Origin of the sequence: Paenibacillus sp. 1182 (genome assembly GCF_017833915.1) — a bacterium.
Lineage (GTDB): Bacteria > Bacillota > Bacilli > Paenibacillales > Paenibacillaceae > Paenibacillus > Paenibacillus polymyxa_D.
The window spans coordinates 56,515-80,376 of sequence record NZ_JAFICR010000004.1; the positions used below are offsets into that span (position 1 = coordinate 56,515).

A 23,862-nucleotide genomic window follows, 5' to 3' on the forward strand; every position below is an offset into this window, starting at 1 on the left:
TGAAAGTAGACAAAACCGATCTCAGTATGTGAGATCGGTTGCGTAAAAAAAACTTAACTATTTAAAATTTTTGCTAATGTCAGCCCAAGTTTATAAGCCATTAGAGATGGAATACCGCTACATCTTTCATATTGATGCGCTAAAGAAATATCTTCCCCAAAAGAAAACCAATCTGGTACCGTTTGAAGTCGTAAACACTCTCGAACTGTAAAACGTCTTGGAGGAGGAATTTCGAGCTTGTCCATAAATCGAATATCATAATACGGGGGCTCAGGATAAAGAGGTAATTGCCTTGCTTGGCTAACAATGGTGAAAGACGGCTCGTGCCATTGTTTTTGCCGATTTCGACTTTTGTATCGAGGGGAGTAACCACCTATATAATACTTATCTTGATTGTCAATAATTTGAGCATTGTTTTTTCCATTCATCGTTGATGTAATCGTATAAGCAGGTTGATCGAACAATATTTTACGAAGGAACCCCGTTCGCCCCCCACCTGAATGATAGGCTTTCCCTAAAAACTGGATTTGATCTTCGCAAGGCAAGTCTCTCCAGTTTCCACCAGGTGGAACCTTGTCTACATAAGGAATTTCATCTTTACGTATTCCATAACCTTGGTGATTGTTCTTTCCATCTGGACAGGGCAAATCACCTATAGCATCACGAATGGTAGTCCTCTCTTCTAATGGCACGGTTGGTGGAAACTCAAAATGTTTGTCCAAGTCTTTTCGGATCCCTACGACGAAAACTCGTTTGCGTAGCTGCGGGACACCGTAATCCCAACAATTCAAAGCGGTAGGGTTTTCATTTTGGGTTGGATAGCTCACGTCGTATCCAGCTTCTATAAACAAATTCATCAGCTTCAAAAAAAAGGAGAGGTGTTTTTTACTAATAATTCCGTTTACATTCTCCATGATAAAAGCCTTCGGTTTTTTTTCGCAGATAATGCGGTAAAAATGGTACCCTAAATCTCCTTTATCTTTATCCGCTTCTCCTTCTCCATTTCCACTAAAACTAAAAGGCTGGCAGGGGAAGCCACCCGATATTACGTCTGCGTCTGGAAGCTCATTAGAATTTAGATTTCGAATATTTGCACAAATAGCATGATTCCCTATATTTTGATTATAGGTGTCTACGGCGTACTTCTGGATATCAACAGCATAGATAACTTTATAACCCGCGAGCAAAAAACCGGATGCACCGATGCCGGCACCACAAAATAGATCCATCATCGTTAACCCATTAGGGCTTAACTGATGCATGTTCCAACGTAACTCAGACAGCTCTTTGTCTTGTCTCATAGCTTCTCTCCCTTCGTCAATGGCTTTGTAATTCACAATCACAAAGTCATTTATCATATAGAGAGGGGAGCATAAACATAATATAAATGTTTGTGAATTTTTTCACTTTCAACTTTCGGAATACATATACCTATATATAGCGATCAAAAGTTTTTTGAAGCGATTTAATCGAACAATTCTTTATGCAAATTGCCATTTTAAAAGATAACGAATCGAAAGAATTGTAATTTTTAAAATCAACTTCCAAATTTAAAAAGAATGAAAATTCAGTTCACTAAACGCCTTCGCTAAAAGAAAAAAGATAAAAGAATTTACATTTAGCGAATTGCAGCAAAAGAAGTTTTTAATAGACATCGTTTTTTAACTTTCGGAATACATAAAGGGTTTGTGTTTATATCAAAAAGCTCAATCATTAGCACACTAAAAAATTGCGCGTCAGCTCTACCAAGAGGAGCCAATAAATATAATCAACATTCAACTTTCGGAATACATAAAGGAATTTACTCATTTGGTCTACAAATTGCGTATACAGAAGCACTCGATCAAACCATTTTTGATTTACGAAAAAATGACGCTTAGAAGATCCAGATGCAAACGCATTACAAAAGGCAAAGTCGCATAAGGATGTTTTAACCGGGAGTAGGTAATTCTCCATTCAACGTTGAAATAGCTCATCAAACAGTTGGAATTATGATGCAACGTAAAAACTTCCGCATTAGACATCAGCTAAATACGGAAGTTTTAAAAGAATGCGTCGTTAACTATGCGGTTTTACAGCTAAGAAACCAGTGAATTTCCAATGTTTCATGAAAATTTCCACGTCAAAACCTGCTCCGACAAGAAGCTGCATGTTATCCTCAAGTGATAACGGGGTCATTATTCCGCGAAGGGACTCTTCTTTTAAGAATATCTCTTTAGGCGATAAACCAGACTGCATTTTCATATCGTACTGAAGATGCGTAAAGATATCTTGAAAGAGGGAGGAAGAAGCCAAAGTTTTCTCCACAATCACACAGGCGCCGCCTTCATGCAGGTTTTCATAGATATTTTGAATAATTTGCTTGCGTTTCTCTATTGGTATAAATTGCAGTGTCAAGATGGATAGGATGAAGCGACTTTTTTCTTCGAAAGAATAGGTCTCTAAAGACTGGACTTTAAAGGTTGTACGATGGTTATTTTTATTTTTCATCGAGGCTTGTTGTACCATACTTTCTGAATTGTCGATCCCGATATAACGGAGTTTCTGTGTTGGATGACGTTTTTCAATTAAAGCGATAGTTTCACCTGTTGAACAACCAAGATCATAGATCAAACCAGAGGGGGTTACGAAATAATCGGAGAGCTCTACGATGGATGATTGTATGAGATCGTAAAACGGTACACTTTGTCGTACATGATGATCAAATTGATGACTTACTTCTTCGCTGAATGTCCACGATGATTTCTTGTACATAACATTTTCTCCTTTTGCTATTTTTCTCAATATGATATTCAAAAGTAAGGGGAAGAAAGCAAAACCCTGATCTTATCCCGTTCGAAGAGTATAAGAGAATAAAATCATAATATGTTAAATCAAATATACGTACATATTCATATAAAGTAATACAATCATTCATAACTTTTAGTAGGTGAGCAGCTTAGTAACATTATTTACTAAGGCATTACTAAGTTCAGAACATAAATTCGCCTCATCATATATTCATAACTTATTCATATGTTTTCAATAAGTAGATATGATTTAGGTACATGCGTTCCTAAAAACGCCCACAACCATCGCTTGTTGGATTATATTGGATTATAAATGGTTTTACTTTACCTTTCAGGGGTTGTTTTTAAGGGTCTGCTTATGAGTTGCATCGAAAATTAGGGAACAACCGTATATAAGTGTTGTGATTATATATTTCTTCGTGAATAGGCGAATAGCGAAAGGGTTCCGAGGGTGTGTGTCGAAGTTATACAGAGTTAGTTTCTTTGGATTATCGAGCATTGATTTGAGGCTTGGCATGAAGGAGGGCGTTAATTTGAATAGCAACCAGCAACCTATTTTTAAAGAAGCAGGTACGGGATCGCGTTCAGTTGATATGCCCTCAGAAGAGGGCTTAATCTCGATAAGTGATTTAGCGAATCAATTACATGAGAGTGTATATGTTTTGCGAAATTGGATACGAGACTTACGTCCTCATATACCCATTTCTAAAAATGAAGTTGGCCATAATTTATTTAACGAAGAAGCTGTTCGGATCATGAAGATTATCCAACAACTGCATCGTGAAAAAGGTTATTCAATGAAGGAAATCGAGTATTACTTAGTTACAAATGGAAATCGAAAAATATCTGTAATTGATTCTGCTCATATCAAAATTCCAGAAAAAAGCCTTGATTATCAAGGATTACTAAATCAAGTGTCTGTAGAACTCCGCGTTGCTATACAAAGTGTATTGCAAGAGGTTTCTCAGTTAAGAAAAGAAGTTGCCTTATTGCGTGCAGAAAAAGATGTGAATGAACTTTCCATATATGAACCCACTGAGCTTTATATGGATGCGACAGAGCAACCTATAGATCATATAGATCATGTGGATATCGAAGCTGAAATTCTTTATACCCGATGCTATGTTAGCCGTTACAAGAGAGAGCGTCGAAAACGCTGGCCTTATTGGATGTGGGTAAGAATGGACAAATGGATACAAAGCATTTCTTTATAATTTTAGCTTCTAACGTAAAAACGTAGGACATAGACGGTTCCAAAAGGGGACTGTCTTTTTTCTATCTTTTTAAGCTTAGCACGTGGTAAAATTTACTATGGTATTTCACTTAATGATGAGGGGATAAATGTATGAATAATAACAGGCAGAGTTACCGCAAAAATGTTTTGGGTAAAGTAGGTGGTCTTGATTTAGTTCAAATGTCGGGTAAAGAGGAATTCATCATGAATGCACGTGGAGGAAAGGTATATAAAGACATCACAAAACATAGCTACCTTGAAATTCCTAAAGTAGGCAAAGTATATGACGTATTATCTGTTGGGAAACATGGGGCTGAACCTATAATAACGGTCAGCCTGAATAACGAAATTCAAGTGTTTCGTCTACCGGCTGCCTTTGAAGGTTGGGTTAATCAGATCACTGCCTTTAGTTTAAGTGGCACTAAAATGTTTCCTGGTAGAGTTGAGTTCGGAAAGAGAGATGATGGATCTGAGTATGCTGAGATTCTATAGCTAATTTGAAAAGTGCATATAACAAGGCTATAATGTAAATGGTGAAGTGACTGGTTTCTTGTAGGGTAGCAGTTGTTTCCGATACGGGCGTATCAAAAAAAGAGAGCCAATTAATTGACTCTCTTTTTTGTATGGTCATTATTGTGTGAGGTGAGTTTTCACATCATCCTTATCACTACCATTGACTTTAATCTTTACAATGACATAATCGCAAAGATATTTTGAAGTTGGTTTCTTATCATAACTACCATAGAAATAGCTGTAGGTATCAATGCGAACCGGATATTCTCCATCTTTTGCAGTTTCGTTAATAAAGATTTCTCGGGTATCCTTCAGGTTAAATGCCTTACGTACTGGCATTTCATAGTTTTGGGTTAAGTTATCCCAACTTCCTGATTCGGATGTTGTCGTTGCATCATATCTTACTGGTTGACCTGACGTATCCTTAAACGGCATCGTAACTTGTAGTGTATTGGGTGCATCGACATAGCTTCCGTGAGTAGGGTCTACAGTTTTCCCACTACAGTCCGCTCTCCAAGGTTTTGGTGAATCTGTATACGTGTTCGTTTGGTATTTGACCACGTATTTAATTTCAAATCCGTAACCCGCTTTTACTTCACCCGCTTTGCCATTCAATAGATCAACCCATCCATCTCCGTTGTTACCATCTCGAAGGGCTTGGTCTTTTGTCAGCTTACTACGGAAAAATACGTTTGTAATTTTATAACGTTCGTAGTAATTGATTTTCTCTGTCCAGCGTCGATCACTGGTTGTTACACAGTAACTACCGTGCTCCGTATACTCCCGATATCCATGCCACTCACGAATATAGTGTATGGTTGTCCAGTTGTTTTGGTTATTCAAAATCTGACAGTTTTGAGCTGGTATATTTTTGTGAACCATAATGGAGTTCGTCGCCACATTATCTTTGTAGACTTGATTCGGGTCTGTTGCATTACTCAAGAATTCAATCCATTTTCTTGGTTGAGGATTCACTTCGACTGTAAATACGTTTTCCCCTTCACGCACATCAATGCCTGGCACTGTAACCATCGGCATTGTGTAGTTGCGATTGGCAGGTACAGAGACCGTATCTCTCCAGATCACGCGCCCGTCTTTTCTGATCACCACGTCAATATCTTTATCCTGATTTTCAGCATTTTCGCTCAAAATGTTGAAATCAAAGGTCAATGTTTCGTTTGACGAACTTTTGCCTGCGGGAAGGATAAAGGATGAAGGTTTAATATTGAAGTTGCTCACACTAATATTAATGTCCGAAGCCCACATATGCTTGTGTGGTCCATCATTAGATGGATCCATACTTTGGTTGTTGTCACGATGTTTCTGTGGAATTTGCCAAGTAGCTTCAATGATCGAAGTTTGCGGCGTAATCGCATTCGGCACATCGATTGCAACTCGTTTCCCCTTAGGAGTAAGGACTTCCTTTGCGACAGCCGTTATGGTTTTGCTCGTCTTTTTGTCACTTACCACGACTTGGAGACTTGCATAAGGATTGCTCGGATCCTTCGGGTCGCCAACTGATTTTTCGCCCAGTACCTTGTCTACATAAAAACGCAAACTATAAGGTTCTTTAGGGACGACATGTTCAACAGGAACACCCTTAGCGTCAATCAAGAGGGCTTCATCAGGAGTCCCGATGTCCTCAGGTTGAATAAAGAAACGTAAACGACCTACATCGTCTTGAGCCCAAGTATTTTCCCGTTTCTTTTTAAAACCTTCTACAATATCCGAATGAAAGACAATCTCTTTCTTGACCATTGGTGGCACAGTATATTCCCATGTTTCTTCGCTTTCACCCTCCATTTTTTGATTTGAAAAATCAACGGTTTTTCCATAAGCAATTGTCGTTTCTGGTTTTGTTGTTAAGACAGAGTTTCCGTATTCTTCATCCCACTGTCCCATCTCATGGGAAGTCAGGTCATAAGAATATTTTTGGTTCAGACGGATTGGAGTATAGGTCGTATTCTTTCCATCCAACCCCTTGACGATCATGTTTTTAACCTTGGCTTTAATGACATAGGTTTTCCCTTGCTCAATGATTCCTTTATTCGTCTCTTTGCCATTTTGATCGTAGTATTTCCGAGTTTCCGTCATATCTGTATTGTCATTCGCATTCATAGTTTGTTTCCCAACCAACTTGCCTGTTTCTTTATCATAAACAGAGTATTCAACCATTCGTAAATTCGGTTGAGCTGGCGTTTTCATTAAGAGGGTTGCATAATACGTGTTACCATTTGAAACATGAAATCCAGTCAGAATTCCTGTCGATCGAGTAGGGTCCGTTTGGAGTGTAAATTTTTTCGCCCAATCTGCGGCATCTTTTTCAATCGGCATCCATGCACGTCTAAATTTCGGATTTTCAGGGAAAAAGTAATCCACAAACCACTGAACTTTCTCATTCATTTGATCATACTCTGTTCCAGCGGTTAATCCTTGATCCCATGGTTCTGAAATCCAGTTTTTGGTCCAAGGTTCCCACTTTTCAGGTGTGATATCGGGCGGGAAATATGGATTGTTTACAGGACTTCCGTCAAAGGCGTAGCCGAGATATCGCCATTCTAAATATTTACCCGCGTAAGGACCCGAAACCATATAAGTGGTTCCCCCCGGAGTATAGTTTTGTTTACCAGGTTCAGATTGACCCGTTTTTAAGTTTAAACTATAACTTTTATTAACCAACCAATCACTTCGGTTTTTCCCCCACACTCGCAAACGGTTTTCATACATGGTCGTCATATCTTTGTCTGCTTCAGTAGCGTCCGTTGGTTTTACTTTAGAGTACCAAAGAAATTGTCCACGGTAGAGCTCTTCATAAAACACTTTTGAACCACCGTAATATTCGGATTGCGGAGTATTGGCTGCTGGGTTAAATCGAAATGAGTAGGGTGGGTCTACACTGGGATCCCGTCCTGTATAATTGGGGATCGTTTTACGTACGTTACCCAGAGCACTACTTTTTATCGTATCTGTGTTAAAAGACATCGTTAAACCAAGACCTATAAGCGCAGTCAATGCTAAGGCGCTTATCACTCTAAATTTCTTCATCGATTTTAGCTCCCTCCTTTTCTTAATTCATTATGATTGTTTTGAAATAAAAACATATAGAATTGAAGTCCGACTCCGTCTGACTACCAAAGTTGTATATTATAGATCAATTGATTTCATTTAATTAGTCCAATAGACAACAAAAAGAGAGAGGTTCACATGAACCTCTCTCTTATAACATCCGTTTTCAGTTATTTTACTTTCCAATTTGAATCATAACTTACGCCTGGTTTACCGACGATGATCACAAGCGATTCTTTGACAATCATAAATTTAATTTGGCGATTATCGTATTGAAGCATCTTGTTGAGATACTTGTCTACATTTTTGTCATTGTAGGCATTATCGACAATCGTCCAAATGTCATTATACTTTGTCGGGAAGTAAAGCTTAAACAACTCTCTTGCAATATAAGGTATTTTGTAATCCTCTACTGTATACTTCGAACCTTTCCAAACATCAAATTGAATGCGTGTATCATATTCTTCGTAATTTTGTGCTGACATTAGGATCGCAGACGCACCAAATCCATAAGGACTATAGCTGGCACCTGCACCAAGATTCTTGAACTCCAATTCGTTTGCTAAAATCTCCATGTTTTTCTGTTTATCAGCAGACCATTTCGATTGAAGCTGTGGAGGCGTCCAACCCTTAGGGAACGGATAGCGTGGATCTTCTTTCACGGAAGAAGTCGGTGTCTGTTCAGCGGTTGGCGTGGAAGGAGTCGCCACATTCGTATTTCCTACATAAATGATTTCTTTCGTACCGTTTTTCTTGGTTTCAATCGGGTACTTTAGCACGTTTTTAAAGAAGTCATAAGGTACATACAGTCTGTTGTTAATCGTAACGGGTTTCGCCTGTTGTGGAACCTTTGTGCCCTTTATTTCCATGATGGAAACAGGAACCGTTTTTCCGTCAACATTGACTGTCGATTGAGAAACGGTAATTCCAATTTTTCGTCCATCGTTTGTTGTGACGTTCGCGATGTATGGTTTCTTTGCCCAGATAAAGGTATCGCCCATCCCTTTTACGATGGTTTCAACGGGCAAATACAGCACCCCACCACGATAAGTAGGCTCGCCATTTTTAGTGATATCCTTCCCTTTAACGTAAAGAGAGGTGGTATTGCCAGCAAAAGTGCTGAGGACAACCAGGATAGCAACGATAAATGCGATGGTTAGTGTTCTCCAGTCGAACATTACCTTTTTTATATTTTCTGTTTTCATATTAAAACCTCCTTGTTTTAAATCTCCTCGTATCGACGTTTGCAAATCTCCCATAGGAAAGGTTCAGAAAGTGTAAAAATATTAACATTGGATCCATTAGCAGATTGAAGTTCGTTCTGCACTTCACGGATAATACCATTTTCTAACATGCCGCTGTCTCTCCATGCTTTGATTTCCTCATATGCTTGTTTTAGCTGCTCGTCAGATAGCTTTTTAATTATACTCTCAGCGTTAATCACTGATTTCACCCCTTTTAACGAATTCGCTTCCATAAACACCTTTTTTGTGGAACTAACTATGTATATAGTAGATTATTCCTGTTGAAATAATAACATAGAAGACCTGCAACTTGAAGCTCTTTCGGACATAACTGACAGCATGACCATCACAATTTATACATGTAGCTTCGAAGTAGTAGCATCACGTAGATAGACCACATGATATAGTGTAAATTATATTTTACACTATTGATAATTATGGTGTAAAATTATGATAGAATGCAAGTTAGCTGAAGTTCATTGGAGTTTCAAAAAAAGGGGAGATTTATATTCATATTTTAAAAACAATCCGTTCTTTTATCAGCTTTCTGTTGATAGCTTTTAGCTTCTACTGCTCCGTGATTGGTTTAGTCGTTGTATGCGTGATTAATTTTGCGGAGAGATTTAGTCCTTTGTTTTGGAAGTGCTCTGTTATAGAATTAATCTTTATTTATATCAGTCTTCGGTTATATGAAAAGTATATATATCCGAATGAGCTCTAACTTCATAAATGTGTTAGGAAATCAATGTAAAGCTTCCACGTTACCGACCCGGAAGATACGACTTATTGGTATAGTAAAAAAAAGCACGATGGAGGAGATCAACATTAAAACGTTAGACCCACCTACAGATATAAAATCTTCAGATTTTTTTAGTGAAATTATCACAGCCGCCGCATCCAAGAATACTACTATTTCTTTTTACGAAAAAAGTGATATGGAAGAATCCGCTCTTACATCTTATCCAAAAAAAGACAAGATCAATATTATTATAAAATCATCAGAAATCAACAAAAGAGAATTATATGTTCATGAGTTATTACATGCAAAATTGACAATTTTGGGATTCCCATCATTTAGCAAATTCAATTCGATTGAGTATCCAATGTGGATTACGGATTCAATCAAATCGTTGGGAAATACGCTTGGTCATATCCATATATTCGAAGAAATGCGGAAAATGGAAGTATACCAAAAGGAATTAAATGAGGCATTTGCTATAGATGTTATGGAAACGATTGATTCGGAAGTCCCCATTGCTGAACTTTGTCATGCTGTTAATTTTTTAGAGCTAAGTATCAGAGATGAGCAATTATTCCACGGAATGAAGGGATTAATATTTGAAAAAAAACCTGTAGCTTTTATCCTTTTTGAGCAGATGAAAACAGTGATTGATAGGGTTCAGACGGACTCTCCAATGAACATGAGGGTAGCAATGGTTCAACTGCTGAGATTAATAGATCATTTTATTTACCTGGATACAGGTATTAATTCGAAATTAAACTTTTTTTATTCCATATGTCCTGGATTTTCAGAACACTCTCTGGATGTAAAAGCTTCTTCCTTGCTGTATGCAGTTGAATTGGAACAATATCCTGATATTTTCATTTTGGACAACATTCATCACCAGACATGTTTCATTGTGAATGCTGTTGCTGGAGGAAAAACACCGAAGCATGTAGTGGATCAAGTTCTTGAGGAAGAAACGTTACGATCCCTGATCAATTATTTCGGTTAGATAATAAAAGACTACAAACCAAGCGGATTAAATGAGACATTTAGGAGGTTGATGCGACTGAAATAAGGGATGATGAATTGTTGTTTTTTTCAAATGCTCTGAAAGAGGAATATGAAAGAGCAACTAACAAAGGACTAACAAATGTCACTGAAAATATAGAGCAAATACAATATGGTGTTATCTTTGAAGCGAACTCTGAAGGATATAGACTTAGCTTTAAGTTGAGGCATCTTCCGATGTCAGGATGAATATGAATTTGTTGTTCATCCTAACTCCCCAGCAAAATGAATTAAGAAATGCTCAGGGGATGAAGTGCCCAAAAAGTAAAGGATTTTTCTTTTCTTAATGCAATCATTTTTTATCAGGTAGAAATATTTAGTTCGTTATGGTAAAGTGTATTTAGAGAATTGAAACATGTAAAAATGATTATAAGTACGCCGTTATCTTTGATCAAAAAAAATAACCGCAGCTATATGGGCTACGGTACAGATTTATGTTTGGTGGAAAAATGCACAATGAATCACCGGCATAAAAAATCGTCTAAAAAGGATTACTCAAACTTGGCGGTGGGAGTAATCCTTTTTCCTGTTAATTGTAAAGCGTGTTCAAGTACATCAACAAAGAAATCAGACCCGTTAGAGCCATATTAATCAAATAGAGACACCTCTCTCTATGCTGAGGTGTCTCTATTATTTGTGTTACTTGATAGTTACTTTTGAATCAGAGACTTCAAGAGTTAAACCAAGCGGATCGACAAATGAGCGGATCGGAGCCATCCAAATACCATTTTTGTTAACGCGAACTGGAACCTGAAGATCGATTTTTTTATCATTCTTCAGCACCGTTGTACTTCCAACCTCATAGTTGAACGTGTTCTTTCCGTTTACAATGGTCATTTTATTGCTTGTTTTGTTTACGGAACTACCCAGCTCCTTCGCAACCTGCTCGATCGGGAAGAGGACAATCGAGTTATCCACGATAGCGTTTGAACTCAATTGAACTTCTTTATTCTTAATAACCACGGAGTGAACTCCTTTAATTTCCACCAAATCAGCGATTTCGACTTGTTCACCACTACGGGTATCCAATGCTCGAACACTCACATTCGTCTGATCAAACGATGCAGTAAACTCATCAAAAGATAATGCCTTCCCATGATCTGCAACTCGAATAATTTTTCCATCGATTAATGCAATGGATTTATCTTTATCTTCAACGAATTTACCTTTGGCTTGAATGGATATCATGAGTAGGGCGTCTTTGGCTTGGGCATACGTAACGGTCTTGTTATTCGGAATAGAAATTCCAGTATCGTAATAATACGGAGACTCAGAAGTTTTATCAAAGGTATACTGAATCGTTATAAGTTCAGGTTTTGCTGCTTTTTCAGCCTGTTCTTCCTTCTGAATTTTACTTCTTGCCGTTTCGGAGTAAGGATCAAATCCCTTAAAAACACCTCTGGTTGGAGTGCTGCCTGCTCCAATAGTAGACCCGCCTCCTGGGAAGGAAGTGGATGCATTTGACGCTGTTGAATCAGATATTGCACCGCAGAAGAGCAATTCCGTTTGATCCGGCACTGTTTTTTCTGTTTTTGCAATCTTTCCATCCTTATAGTAATCAGTTACTTTATAACACTTTCCGTTGATCTTGCGATAATTCATTTCGGTTCGATCATACTCCGATAAGGATGGAATGGGCGTAGTGTTTATTCCTTTCTCATATGCTTCTTTATTGAATTCGGGCGGAAAATTATCGTATTTAGGCGTCGGAATCGGATCCAAATAATCATTTATATTTTCAGGAGGATTATTCCAATCGATATATTCGTCCGTTATTTTAGGTAATTCATTTCTTGCTTTCTCCAGCTTTGCTACCAGATCCGTTCTTTCTTGACTCTCTGGTAACAATTTAATCAAACTGTTTGCGACGGCATAATCATTAAAACTTTTTGAATTCGAAATCAAGTCTACAGCTTGTGTAGCAAAATATGTTTTAAGTTCAACTTGATCAGCAGCATTCGGCATTTTGCCGATTTCGCTAAGAATCGATTCGGCAAAATCTTTTTTATCGTTAACATACTCAACTTTCGGGTAGTCCTCCAATGTTGGTAGCTTTAAAAAAGTATCAATTGCCCCAATGAGTGATTCTTTTGCAGGCTCCTTCTTATAGCTCTCTAAAGCGTCCTGTATGGCTTTACGGCTTTGCTCGTAGGTTAACTCCTGTTTTACCTGTTGCACCGTTTCATCAGCAGCGTGTGCAGTTAGAGACGTAGTGCTGGCGGCGATGCTTGATAATAGCATCGCCGCCAGCAGAGAAGGGAGCCATGTCCGTGTCCATTTAAGCACTACATAACCTCCTTTCTGGTTTGGTTTATAACTTCATTGAACCGAATGTCGCAAGTTTTCCACGTTTGGATTCAGCGGAGATGTCCATGCAAATATGTCCAATGAATTCTTCTTCTTTGCCTGCTTCTATCAGGTGAGAGAGACCGTTATTGAACTTGTTGAGATTACGATCATCAATTTGCTCAATGTCACCTGTAACGAGAAGTTTGGAGCTGTCATTGATTCGTGTGACTAAACTTTTCATCATATGATTCGTGGTATTTTGAGCTTCATCCAACATGACGATCTTTTCATCAACGGACATGCCACGAATATTGGCAAGGGGATAGAAACGGAGTAGATCTGTTAAGATGAGCTCGTCTACCTTCTGATCCACCGAGCGGCGCTGTTTTCCGTTCCCATAAAGTTCCTTTTTGAAGAGGAACTCAATGGATGAGTATAGGGGCTGAAGATGTGGTTTTAATTTTTCTTCTAAGTCGCCTGGATAAAACCCAAGTTCTTCTTTTTTATCGACAGCTATCGTGGACTTCGTATACATAAATTTGTTATACAAACCGCTTTGTACAGCTCCAAGAGCATAATCAACCGCCAGAAGGCTTTTTCCTTTGCCTGACTTTCCTGTCGCTGTCACACAAGTAATGGATTTGTCCAGCATCAGATACATTAACATTTTCTGTTCCAAATTCAGCGGTGTAAGCTTGAGTTTAATGCCCTGGGTGTCCAGCTTACTGAAATCAACAGGGAGGATATGGTCTTTTTTGCAGATGCCTACGGCGGTATGCTTTGGATTTTGATTGTTTATAAGGATTAAAAATTCGTTTGGAAATAAGCCAAAGTTATTTTTAAGCTTGTTATCAAACATTTTTTCTATTTCAGCCGGGGAAACTTCCATAAATCGATACCCTTTATAGAAGTCTTTAACCTGCACTTTATCTGCATTGTATTCTTCTACGTCAACAAAATCTCTTGCCATCACACGCATCATGCGATCTCTTGTAATTAAAATAGCATTATGGTTTCTGGCACAAGCAATAATTTTGTAATCGTTTTTGTTCATAAAGAAAGACTTATCGATTGCTGTATTATGCACCTGATAGCTTGTACTAATTTTGGTTTTGCCAAGCATGACTCCATTGCGTAGTGGAGCCTCTTCGGATAGTTTGTCTAATAGCTCTGCTACCTTGCGAGCATAAAAGCCTCGCTCAGAGTCTTCATCTTTAAGATGATTGATCTCTTCATAAACGATACTTGGAATAATCACTTCATTTTCACCAAACTTATAAAGGCTGTCTACGTCATAAATGAGTACGCTGGTATCAAGAGTAAATAGTTTCAAAAGGCAGATCCCCTCTCATATCTGAATTTAGAATTGAACCCTCCCTCCACTTGAAAGTGGGGGATTCTTTTTTGTCACGAAGTTTACTATTAACGTTCAACCTGTCCTATAGACAGGAAGCCTTATTCGCTTGAGTGTGTCCAAGTCACTCCTATAGCATTGCTTTTTGGTTTTGTTTTACATTCATACTACGAAATCATCATTCTCTTGGGATGAACATGTTTTCGATCTACATGTATAACAAAAGACAACCCAAAAAGGCGATTTACCCCCCACTTAAAGAAATGGACGTCCTCTTGCTAATACTCGATAGAATGTTTCATTATACGCACTAATCATCTCATTGATAAAAAGGATCAGGTATAACTTTGCGGTGGAAGCAAGTTCGAGCCTTATTTGTATCGTTAGCAGAAGAGAGGTTCTATCTTTCAGATGTATTACATATCTTGTGGTGATGGCACTTCTGCCTTGTGAACACCCTTCCTCAACACCATCTGTTAACACCCTTTTTTAAAACAATGAATTAAAACCATAAAGATAACACCTTTTTTTAACACCTTTTTAGAGACGTAATTGGGGGCCCGTAACCCTTGCGGCTATAGGCTTTTTCGGGTTGCAAGAATTTGGATATGGAAGACCGGTTTATTCGTCCATAGGACTTGAGTATTCGTGCACGCCTAAAACTACGGAATCCAATCAAATGAATTCTATTTACACATGAATGTAAGAATCATCCCCAGCAGTCATGATCCTTATTAACAATTCATATTTGACTAACCACATCACATAAAACGTTATCCACAGCTTTTTAATGAAAAAATCTATTTTTTGTCTATTTGTAGAGTGATAAGATTGGTAGATAAGGTTGCAAATTCTCTCAATGAATGAAGAAAAGTCGAAAAAGAACTTTGAGGAGGGGGCGAAACGAGGAAATGAAGGCATGCTAAATAACAGTCGCCTCATAAGGATGTAAGCCACTGTTAGTTTTATTGGATGAATTCGAAAAAAGACAATTCAGACATAGCAAATAAGCCTGCTTGTAGCTGCTAAATTAAATTGCCCAATTTTTCCGGTTCTGTTTGGAGAGAGCTTTTTCAATTTCGGTTTTGATCTCTAAAATCGGATCGGGCAGGGACTTGATTTGATAAGCATGCTTGATAAACCATTCTGGATCTTGACGAAAACGATCAAGCCAGTGGCGATTTATTTGGCGAAGCTTATCCCATACTCTTTCACGCTGCTGATTTGCTTCTTGAATAACTTCTTGGTTTCTTTGTGTAATCTGCTTATCAGAGAATAAGTTGGATTCCGCCAATTGTTTTTTCCTATTAATTTCATGAAGATCGAAGGAGAGCTGAACGGCATAATTAAGCTCGGCAGATTCCATTACAGCGCGAAAATAAGCACTAATCTCATCCAGTTCATTTTTCTCATCGCTAACGATGTATTCGTCATCTTCACGATAGATCAGTTTAAAGAAGTTTTGAGAGCGCATTTTATTTTTCTGAATTTGGAAGAGAGCTGTATCGAAAATTTCGGTTGCATATTCGTAGTCGAATTTAGCATAGTAGTCTTCCATTACTTTAGCTATTTGCCAAACGGCTTTGCGGGATAAAAAATCACAACAAAAACGATGCTTTTTTAGTTGCTTCATGACCCACAACTCAGCACCTTCAGAGTAGACTTCGCCCATATCCAACCACTCCTGATGCACATTTAGCACCTGAAAGTTGTCCTTGTAAATTTTCATTTTAAGATACTTTTCAGCCTTTTTTAAAACGGCTAAAGCTTCTTTTCGTGTACGGATATTAAGTAGACCTAAGGGTCCATAGAGATCATGAATATGCCCCCACCGAAAGTTTCCAGGGAGGTAAACCAGCTCTTTGCCCACATAATGCAGAACGAGACGTTGCACGTTGCGATCTTCTTGGAGAAAGCTTTCCGAATTGAAAAAGACGAAATTTTTGGCATACAGATCGTCTTTGCCTATATCTTCGTTTTCTTTGATAAAAACATATTGATTGAAAAAAAGTTTACCTCGAATGTCATAGTGAACAATCTCTTCGCAAACTAATTTTTGCAAGAGAACGGAAATGCGATAGCTGGAAGTTCCCATACGTTTGGCAAGCTCAGCGTTCGTTAACGGGATTTCTCCACCATAAGCACAGACGGTGCCAAGTAACAATTTGAGCTTAAAAAGCAGACGGGTGTCGTTTTGAAGGGATCGTGCATCGAATAGATTGCGATGATGTTTCATGGATAGCCACTCCTTATTTCCAACCCAAAAAATGTGTATAGGAAATACAGGGAACTGGCTTTCACTTCTTTTCGTAGCGTGTTATAATAAAAACACATCTTTAAAGAAGCAAAAACAGATCCCGATTTTTCGAAGTCTAAAAAGTGCCAGTCGCCAAACTTACCACTTATTAGACTTGTGAGGTTGGGTCTTTTTTGCATTGTTGTATGTTAGATCGGTACACAGATATATGTAAAATAGAGAATCTATTAGACTCACGAATATTATAGCATTGTGGATAAAGTCGGTAAATACATAGGTAAATAGCGGAAATTTAGGCGAAAAAACGTCGAAGCCTGTTTGTTCAATAAAATATTTGCTTGGTTTCTTAGCGGAAAAATGGACGAGTTTTTATAAAAGACCTGATGTATAAGGATTTTTATGGTTAGAAAAAAAAATATAAAAAAAACAAGCGGAAATTTGGGCGAAATATTTAGTCATATTGTGGATGAGAAAAAGTGCTCCTTAGATAGAAAGGCAATTAGCGGAGACTTGGGCGAATTAGGGTGATTTTAACGCTAAATATAGGTCTATTTCCCCATAAAAAATTTCCTTGCTTGATGAGCATGAAAGATAGATAGCGGAAAAATGGGCGATTTTTTTTAATTAGCGGAAAAATGGACGAATTAATTAAAAGGTAGTGTTCAAACAAATCAATAATCCGTAAAAAGCGGAGATATGGGCGATTTTTTTGATCATTGATCTAACATTTTGTTGTCTTGGATAAAATTTTTAACAATGTTTGTGACTCATCTGAAGGTATTGTAATAAAAAGGCGGAGAATCGGACGATATTTTTGTCTTGAATCTGACGAGTCTATTCATAAAATAGCGGAAAAATAGGCGATTTTTTTAAACCGTTTGTTTTGACTGATATATTGATCATCAGAGCAGATAGGTAAAATTGAGAATAGCTAATTTAAATAGCGGAAAAATGGACGAGAAAAAACGAGCTAAAGATTTGTTTTCTTAACATATTGATTGTGAGTAATAGAATGCCAGCAACGAGATGAGCGGCATAGAGAGTTTTTGATCATGCCGTATTCGAAAACTCATCATTATAACAAGATATTCCCGCTTAAAGGAATATAAAAATAAAAAAACCACTTGGTTAGTGGTTTTTTATGGTTCAAGTGGAAGACTAAGTTGTTCCGGTGCAAGATCTTCAATGAAATGTGTAAGCTCCTGATTTCCAAGTAAGTCAGCGACTTCATAAGGTTCAACAGGAAGAAAAGTAATATGAAAAGTATCTTTTTTTCGTACATAAGATTCAACGGTTACTTTATGATTGATAAAATCTTGTAGGCATTCTTCGATGATTGATAAGTTAACATCTTTACGTTTGCTCCGAAATTGAACTTTATGGATGAAGTAGGTGTAATCAAAATCCGACGAATATCCAGATTGCCTAAAATAACATAAAAAGCGTTCTTTTTGCAGAGGGAAAATTAAGCTTTGTGAAGCCTTATTTTCAAAAGCACCCAGTCTATCACTATAAGCACGGATAACTTGTCCTTTAACATAGTTTTGGTGGATTTCCTCGTTTATCGTAATCTCGGCAATCTCACCATTACCGTGAGGTTGAATATCCAAGCGATCAAAAATGCCGAATACCAAAGTTCGATTGGGATCTACTACATTGAAAGTTACATTAGCCATCTTCATTAAACGTTCTTTAACGGCATCATAGCTCTGCTTGTTATCTGACCCATAAGTATTGCGTACCAAATCGCCAATGGTCACATACACTTTGCGTTCTTCGAAAAACAGCTTGCGATCTCGCATGGAGATAACCGAACGAAATATGTTTAAATCTGTATTGTCGATCGCTCGCAAGATTTTTTCTTCACTAACGATATCCTGACTCACCAGGGTTAAAAGAGAGTAGTGTTCATCGGGTTGATATTCGCTAATGAAATGCACCTTGTTATCAATCACTACACTTTTATCCGTTAAGTTCATTTTCGTTAAACCGGCATTGCTAACAGGGTGGTCAGCATACTTTAATGGCTGATCCACGATGATTTTATTGAGGTTACCATCGAAATTTTTGATTAAGATATCAGCGACGATGATAATCGCATCTGACCGAATCGCTTTTTGGATTTGGACAGGGGTTTTGTCGCGTATGTACTTATAATCAAAAAGGCGTGAATCCTTGTCAACAGACCATTTCAGCACCTCATCTAATCGTTTTTGTAACAAAGCACTAACGGTGTCTACATCGTGTAACTTTTTAAGTTCTGCGGGACCATACATTTCAACCAATTTTTCTAACAGTTCAAGTTCTTTCATTAATTCTGTGTTTTTCGCAGACTTTTTGTTTGAGTTTACGGTTTGAGAAAGAGATTCATACCATCTTTTTTTTGTTGCCTGCGTATATTTATAAGTAATTCTTCGAATTTCATTAGTATTTGTAGGAGTAAATTCGTAGGAAATAATGTCTTTGAGAAAATCACGAATATTTCCTTGATTTAATTCATTAAAAAGTTCCTCACATTTTTCTCCTAATTCAGTAACGACTTGATTGAGAAAATAGTGAGGTACGCGTTGTTCATTCAAAAGAAACACCTCCATGTGGTTATCATACCATAAAGTAAGAATATATTGATTGGTAAGAATAGCATAGATGATTAGAAGTTTCTCAAATGCAGAAGCATTATATTTAGAAACGAATGAAGAAGATACAAAAATTAGCTCTCTATAAGGTTATCTTACTTTAAGTAAAAACGTATATTTATAATTCTTTGCGCTAATTTGCCTGGAGACCATTGACCAATAGAACAAAATCATGAGCCAACATATAGTCACACCAGCACATTTTCATGTAAACTATTCGAAAATCTCGCATTTGACATTAGTTGCATAATATATTGACAATTGGTTAATTAGAGTCGAAAATAGAGGATGAAATTAAAATTATTGGAATTTTTATGCGAGAGGTGGATACGGCATGGAGCAAACACCTACGATACGGACAGAATTAGACAAATATTTAAAGAAGGAAGGGTTGAATTTAGCACAATTTGGGCAAATGTCAGGTATGAATCGAGGAATAATAAGTGCCATTGTGACTGGAAACAAGTCGATGTCAATTAATCAGCTTGACCGTATTACTGAAGCCATGGATTTACCAGAAGGCTACTTTTATGATTTATTCATAGAAAACTACATCATTGATCACCCACCGAATATGAGGCGTATTGAGCCGTTTTTGTATCGTTGTGTGGAGTTGGAAAAGTTTGATTCGATTCGTCGAGTGGTTGGAGCCATCATGGACAATCTTCTGTATTGCCCTAAGCTATTTGAAATTGCAGAAAACCTTTATTCACAGGGGCAATACCCTGCCGCGCAAATACTCTATGAAGGTGTAGCTGAAGCGGAAAAGTATCAACATTCGGAACGCTTAGCCGTCTGTCAATATCGTATATTTATGATTCAAATTGGTGAGGACCAAAACCGTAATCTAAGAGCTGCTATACTGTTTGAGCCTTATGTTGAGCGTTTGAATGAAGTAAACCAGCTTGACGCATTGAAGGATTTGGCAAACGTGTACAGGTCTTTACGTAAATGGGACAAGGTTGATGAGGTATCTCGCAAAATGCGAGCTAAAGCGGAAATCCAATATTCAATGAAACACCATGACAAGAGTCGGGAATACGATGAGGCTATCAGAAATCTAAGTCGCCCCATGTTTGTGTATATAGCCTATGCCGACCTGTTGTGTGCCAGTGTCTGTGAAGCCCAAGGCGATTATCAGAGAGCTTTACAATATACATACGCCTACGAAGAATTGGATTGGGTTAAGGAGACTGATGAGGATACTCAACACTGGATCGGCTTGTTTAAACACTGGGCAAAAGCTAATCTTATTGTGAATACACTTTTATCTGGTGATATAAATGTATTACAAGATTATGTTGATTATATTGATGCGTCGGTAGATACAACCCAAGAAGATCGGATTATTCAACTACTGAACATTATGATTGCTGCTAACCAATACAACTTAGATGTACATCATATAATTAAACGTTTTGAAAAAGACATTGCGTCATTATCCCAACCATTAGTGTCAGGTGATATGTATACTCAACAAGTGGTACCGGATTATTACGCTTGGTGTGGTTACGAATTAGCCTACTATTACTTAAATCAGGGCACATACAGTGATGGTTTTAATCTTTTGTTTTGTTCAATGGTAAAAGCGCATACACTAAATAATGAGACGTATTTTATAAATTGTATGGGGTTGTTTGTACGTTTCAAATCCCATACGGTTCCTGAAGTCAAAACTAAGTTCTACAATCTCATTGAAAAGGTGTGGGAAAAAAATGTTGAAAAAAATGGCCATGTTAATCGTTGCGAGTAGCTTCTTGTTTTTGCTAACCGTATCTTTTCAACCATATGTTCAAAGTCATGGAATCGAACCCAATGTACAACACGGAGGTGCTTAAATGTAAGTAGGCTTAGTAAACTGTTCTAAACGCAAGGTAAGTTATTATTTAAAGGTGGGGTAAGAAAAAGATGGTGTTATCCATGATCGCTTGCAGTTTCTTATTTATGGTCTTAATACCGGGTTACTCACATTTAGTAATAGCTCTGAACCTTATGTACAAGTTGGAGGTTCTTAATTGTAAAGAAACAATCTAAAACAATGCCCCGTATGTTTGTTTTTAATCTCAAACATACGGGGCATTTGATTTGTGAGTTATTCGTAGAATCGAAAGGAGGATGTACTATCTTTTCATCCTCTAAATCGTTATTCTTCAAGAAATAAATCAGTATCTTTCTCTTCGGTGTGGTTCATTTCAACGATTTTGCTTCCGTTGATGATCTCAAGAATTTTGTTGTGAACTTCTGATCTCCATTTTTCATTTTCGCTAAGAGCCGTCTTCGCATTATCGCGTCCTTGACCAAGTCTCTCCCCTTGATAAGAAAACCATGCCCCTGACTTGTCAATAATGTTATGAGTAACACCAAGATCAAGCAACTCACCGTAAAAGTCAATCCCTTTACCGAATGCGATATCGAATTCAGCCTGTTTGAAGGGAGGAGACACTTTGTTTTTCACGACTTTAACACGAGTACGGTTAGCAATAACAAGATCGCCTTTCTTGACGGTTTCAATTTTGCGGACATCGAGTCGAATCGAGGAGTAGAACTTCAATGCCCGACCACCAGGAGTCGTTTCTGGATTACCAAACATAATGCCTACTTTCTCACGCAACTGGTTGATGAAGATGGTAACGACTTTAGATTTGTTGATTGCACCGCTAAGCTTACGTAAAGCTTGTGACATCAATCGAGCTTGTAAGCCTACGTGAGATTGGCCCATGTCTCCCTCAAGTTCAGCTTTGGGAACGAGTGCAGCCACAGAGTCAATGACGATAATATCAATTGCACCACTACGAACAAGAGCTTCGGCGATTTCAAGCCCTTGTTCACCTGTATCTGGCTGAGAGATGAGTAACTCTTCCGTATTAACACCTATATTTGCAGCGTAAACAGGATCAAGTGCATGCTCTGCGTCAATAAAAGCGGCTTGTCCGCCTGCTTTTTGTACTTCTGCAATGGCGTGAAGAGCAACAGTCGTTTTGCCCGAAGATTCTGGTCCATAAATTTCAACAATACGACCTTTAGGAAACCCTCCAATGCCAAGTGCGAGATCAAGATAAAGGGATCCCGAAGACACGGCTTCAATAGCCATGTTGTTTTTCTCACCAAGTTTCATAATGGAGCCTTTGCCAAATTGTTTCTCGATTTGACGCAATGCGCTTTCCAATGCCAATTTTCTGTCGTTTGCCATGTTTGGTTCCCCTCACTGTATATGAAAAATATTAGTATAACATTCAGAACTCATCATATAAAATAAGAATTATTATGAATAAGTTATGTATATCATTCGTAAAGTTGATGAAATCGACTTAAACTTTGACTTTCCATTGCTTACGTTTAGTTTCTCTTATGCTCTTTGGTGTATGTTCCAACCATTCTTTCGAAACCATAAAGCATGTAGCAGCTCCGTTTTCTTCCGACTCACCAAAAACGAAATAACCTGGAGGACGTTTGACTGACGTTTCCGTCCAAAGGGTGTTGTTAATTTCCATGAGCCCGTCGCTTAATGATTTTCCTGGCATAGCTGTTTTTGTATAGTTAGCCGAAAAAACAAGCACATTTGAATCATCATCTATCTCTATCGCTTGAATTTCGATATGTTTAAACTTGTATTTTTTATCGTTTAGTAATCGCCGGATTGTAACCATAGTCAATTTTCCTCTCGTCGTTAAATTTACTTATGATTGGAGTAAACGGATCGTTGCATTTTTGTAAAGTGACTGGCAATGACCTGATGCTTTCGAAAAGAATTTTTTTTGTGATTCAAGTTGATTGGAGAATATGCCAAACTGTTTTGCTCGCAATTTCGCATTTTGAATACGGTCTTCTAATGCTTCGCTCGGTTCAGCCATTTTTTCCTGTGCAATAAGCCAATCTGCTTCAAGACTCCATTCTTCTTTTTTGAGGTCGATGAATGACTGCACTTCACTGAAATAGTTAAACCAAAGGTTACACTCAATCATCAGCTCGTGGATTTCTACAATGTCATGGTCTTGTAAACGAAAATAGCGTCTCAAGACTTCACGGAATCCACGAAAGTTCAGTTCCCAACCTTGCTCAAGCAAGTAGGAATGAATGACTTTTGCTAAATGTTCAAAGGACATGCCACTATCGTTTTTTCTTCTCGCCATAAAGATCCCCGCCTAACTTACAAAAGAACGATTTTGATTCATCGTGTTTGTTTTAACATGGGCATCGTATGTTGCTTTGCAATGATAGTGAGCACGTTCCAAAAATTTCACTTTTGCACAAAGCTCTTCATGGAATGCTTTTAACACATTTCTTTTCTTTCGAGCTTGTACGACCCTTTCACTTTTATTCGACAGACGATCTCCATTAGTAACTTTTTTATTATCTGCCTCAAGGGAAGCTAATGCCTTCACTTCGTTTTTCTCCGTCTCTGCATCCAAGTATACCTTTTGTATCAGGTTGGCAATGCTGGAAAAATACTCAGCCCAGGTGTTTAATTCCTTTGCTAATTTCCATGCTTTATTAAGTTCATTTTCGTTGAGGTCTGCATACTCCTCTAACGTTTTCTCGTAACCACTAAAATTCAATTCAATACCATCGGGCTGCACATAATCCCTCGCCCACCGAACCAGTATTCTGAAATAGGTTGTACTTTTTCCGTCCGTGGTTTTAAGAGGATACACCGGAGGTTTAGCCATATTTAAACCGCTCCTTTC

Annotated in this window: 17 protein-coding genes; 4 read left to right on the forward strand and 13 right to left on the reverse strand. The window is 37.9% G+C overall.

What is annotated here, in order from left to right; translation table 11 throughout:
• Nucleotides 1–53: 53 nt before the first annotated feature.
• On the reverse strand, nucleotides 54–1,301 hold the full coding sequence (locus JOD82_RS08460) for a DNA cytosine methyltransferase (protein WP_245248937.1): 1,248 nt from the start codon (nucleotides 1,299–1,301) through the stop codon (nucleotides 54–56).
• A gap of 757 nt (nucleotides 1,302–2,058) precedes the next feature.
• Complete coding sequence (locus JOD82_RS08465) at nucleotides 2,059–2,754, reverse strand: methyltransferase domain-containing protein (RefSeq protein WP_209948216.1); 696 nt, start codon at nucleotides 2,752–2,754, stop codon at nucleotides 2,059–2,061.
• A 568-nt stretch (nucleotides 2,755–3,322) separates the two neighbouring features.
• On the opposite strand from JOD82_RS08465, the gene JOD82_RS08470 reads away from it, so the two are divergent.
• Nucleotides 3,323–4,003 carry a MerR family transcriptional regulator gene (locus tag JOD82_RS08470; protein WP_209948218.1) on the forward strand — a complete coding sequence of 227 codons (681 nt, stop codon included), beginning with the start codon at nucleotides 3,323–3,325 and terminating at the stop codon, nucleotides 4,001–4,003.
• Between the two features lie 131 nt (nucleotides 4,004–4,134).
• The gene (locus JOD82_RS08475) at nucleotides 4,135–4,515 is read left to right on the forward strand and encodes a hypothetical protein (RefSeq protein ID WP_209948220.1); all 381 of its coding nucleotides are present in this window, start codon (nucleotides 4,135–4,137) and stop codon (nucleotides 4,513–4,515) included.
• Between the two features lie 138 nt (nucleotides 4,516–4,653).
• Here the strand turns inward: JOD82_RS08475 and JOD82_RS08480 are convergent, their stop codons facing one another.
• From JOD82_RS08480 to JOD82_RS08490, 3 genes are all read right to left on the reverse strand, one after another.
• On the reverse strand, nucleotides 4,654–7,581 hold the full coding sequence (locus tag JOD82_RS08480; RefSeq protein WP_209948222.1) for an Athe_2463 domain-containing protein: 2,928 nt from the start codon (nucleotides 7,579–7,581) through the stop codon (nucleotides 4,654–4,656).
• Between the two features lie 191 nt (nucleotides 7,582–7,772).
• On the reverse strand, nucleotides 7,773–8,807 hold the full coding sequence (locus JOD82_RS08485) for a stalk domain-containing protein (RefSeq protein ID WP_209948224.1): 1,035 nt from the start codon (nucleotides 8,805–8,807) through the stop codon (nucleotides 7,773–7,775).
• Between the two features lie 17 nt (nucleotides 8,808–8,824).
• Nucleotides 8,825–9,046 (reverse strand): hypothetical protein, encoded by a 222-nt coding sequence (locus JOD82_RS08490; protein WP_312887671.1) that lies wholly within the window; start codon nucleotides 9,044–9,046, stop codon nucleotides 8,825–8,827.
• Nucleotides 9,047–9,655: 609 nt separating this feature from the next.
• Between JOD82_RS08490 and JOD82_RS08495 the strand changes: the two genes are divergently transcribed.
• A complete protein-coding gene (locus JOD82_RS08495) occupies nucleotides 9,656–10,582 on the forward strand; it encodes a hypothetical protein (protein WP_209948228.1) in 927 nt (308 codons plus the stop codon).
• Nucleotides 10,583–11,280: 698 nt separating this feature from the next.
• On the opposite strand, the gene JOD82_RS08500 is transcribed toward JOD82_RS08495, so the two are convergent.
• The 4 genes from JOD82_RS08500 to JOD82_RS08515 all read right to left on the reverse strand — a co-directional run bounded on the left by JOD82_RS08500 (nucleotide 11,281) and on the right by JOD82_RS08515 (nucleotide 19,129).
• Nucleotides 11,281–12,927 (reverse strand): stalk domain-containing protein, encoded by a 1,647-nt coding sequence (locus JOD82_RS08500; RefSeq protein ID WP_209948230.1) that lies wholly within the window; start codon nucleotides 12,925–12,927, stop codon nucleotides 11,281–11,283.
• 25 nt (nucleotides 12,928–12,952) lie between these two features.
• Nucleotides 12,953–14,263 (reverse strand): PhoH family protein, encoded by a 1,311-nt coding sequence (locus JOD82_RS08505; protein WP_209948231.1) that lies wholly within the window; start codon nucleotides 14,261–14,263, stop codon nucleotides 12,953–12,955.
• A 1,051-nt stretch (nucleotides 14,264–15,314) separates the two neighbouring features.
• Nucleotides 15,315–16,520 (reverse strand): hypothetical protein, encoded by a 1,206-nt coding sequence (locus JOD82_RS08510; RefSeq protein ID WP_209948233.1) that lies wholly within the window; start codon nucleotides 16,518–16,520, stop codon nucleotides 15,315–15,317.
• A gap of 1,160 nt (nucleotides 16,521–17,680) precedes the next feature.
• Nucleotides 17,681–19,129 (reverse strand): hypothetical protein, encoded by a 1,449-nt coding sequence (locus JOD82_RS08515; RefSeq protein WP_312887684.1) that lies wholly within the window; start codon nucleotides 19,127–19,129, stop codon nucleotides 17,681–17,683.
• Nucleotides 19,130–19,511: 382 nt separating this feature from the next.
• Between JOD82_RS08515 and JOD82_RS08520 the strand changes: the two genes are divergently transcribed.
• Nucleotides 19,512–20,930, forward strand: coding sequence for a tetratricopeptide repeat protein (locus tag JOD82_RS08520; protein WP_209948237.1), 1,419 nt, complete (start codon nucleotides 19,512–19,514; stop codon nucleotides 20,928–20,930).
• A 390-nt stretch (nucleotides 20,931–21,320) separates the two neighbouring features.
• On the opposite strand, the gene recA is transcribed toward JOD82_RS08520, so the two are convergent.
• The 4 genes from recA to JOD82_RS08540 form a co-directional block, all read right to left on the reverse strand.
• A complete protein-coding gene (recA, locus tag JOD82_RS08525; protein ID WP_209948238.1) occupies nucleotides 21,321–22,367 on the reverse strand; it encodes a recombinase RecA in 1,047 nt (348 codons plus the stop codon).
• A gap of 118 nt (nucleotides 22,368–22,485) precedes the next feature.
• Nucleotides 22,486–22,824 (reverse strand): hypothetical protein, encoded by a 339-nt coding sequence (locus tag JOD82_RS08530; protein ID WP_209948240.1) that lies wholly within the window; start codon nucleotides 22,822–22,824, stop codon nucleotides 22,486–22,488.
• Nucleotides 22,825–22,854: 30 nt separating this feature from the next.
• Nucleotides 22,855–23,307, reverse strand: a complete 453-nt coding sequence (locus tag JOD82_RS08535; protein WP_209948242.1) for a hypothetical protein — start codon at nucleotides 23,305–23,307, stop codon at nucleotides 22,855–22,857.
• Nucleotides 23,308–23,319: 12 nt separating this feature from the next.
• A complete protein-coding gene (locus JOD82_RS08540; protein ID WP_209948244.1) occupies nucleotides 23,320–23,844 on the reverse strand; it encodes a hypothetical protein in 525 nt (174 codons plus the stop codon).
• Nucleotides 23,845–23,862: the final 18 nt, after the last annotated feature.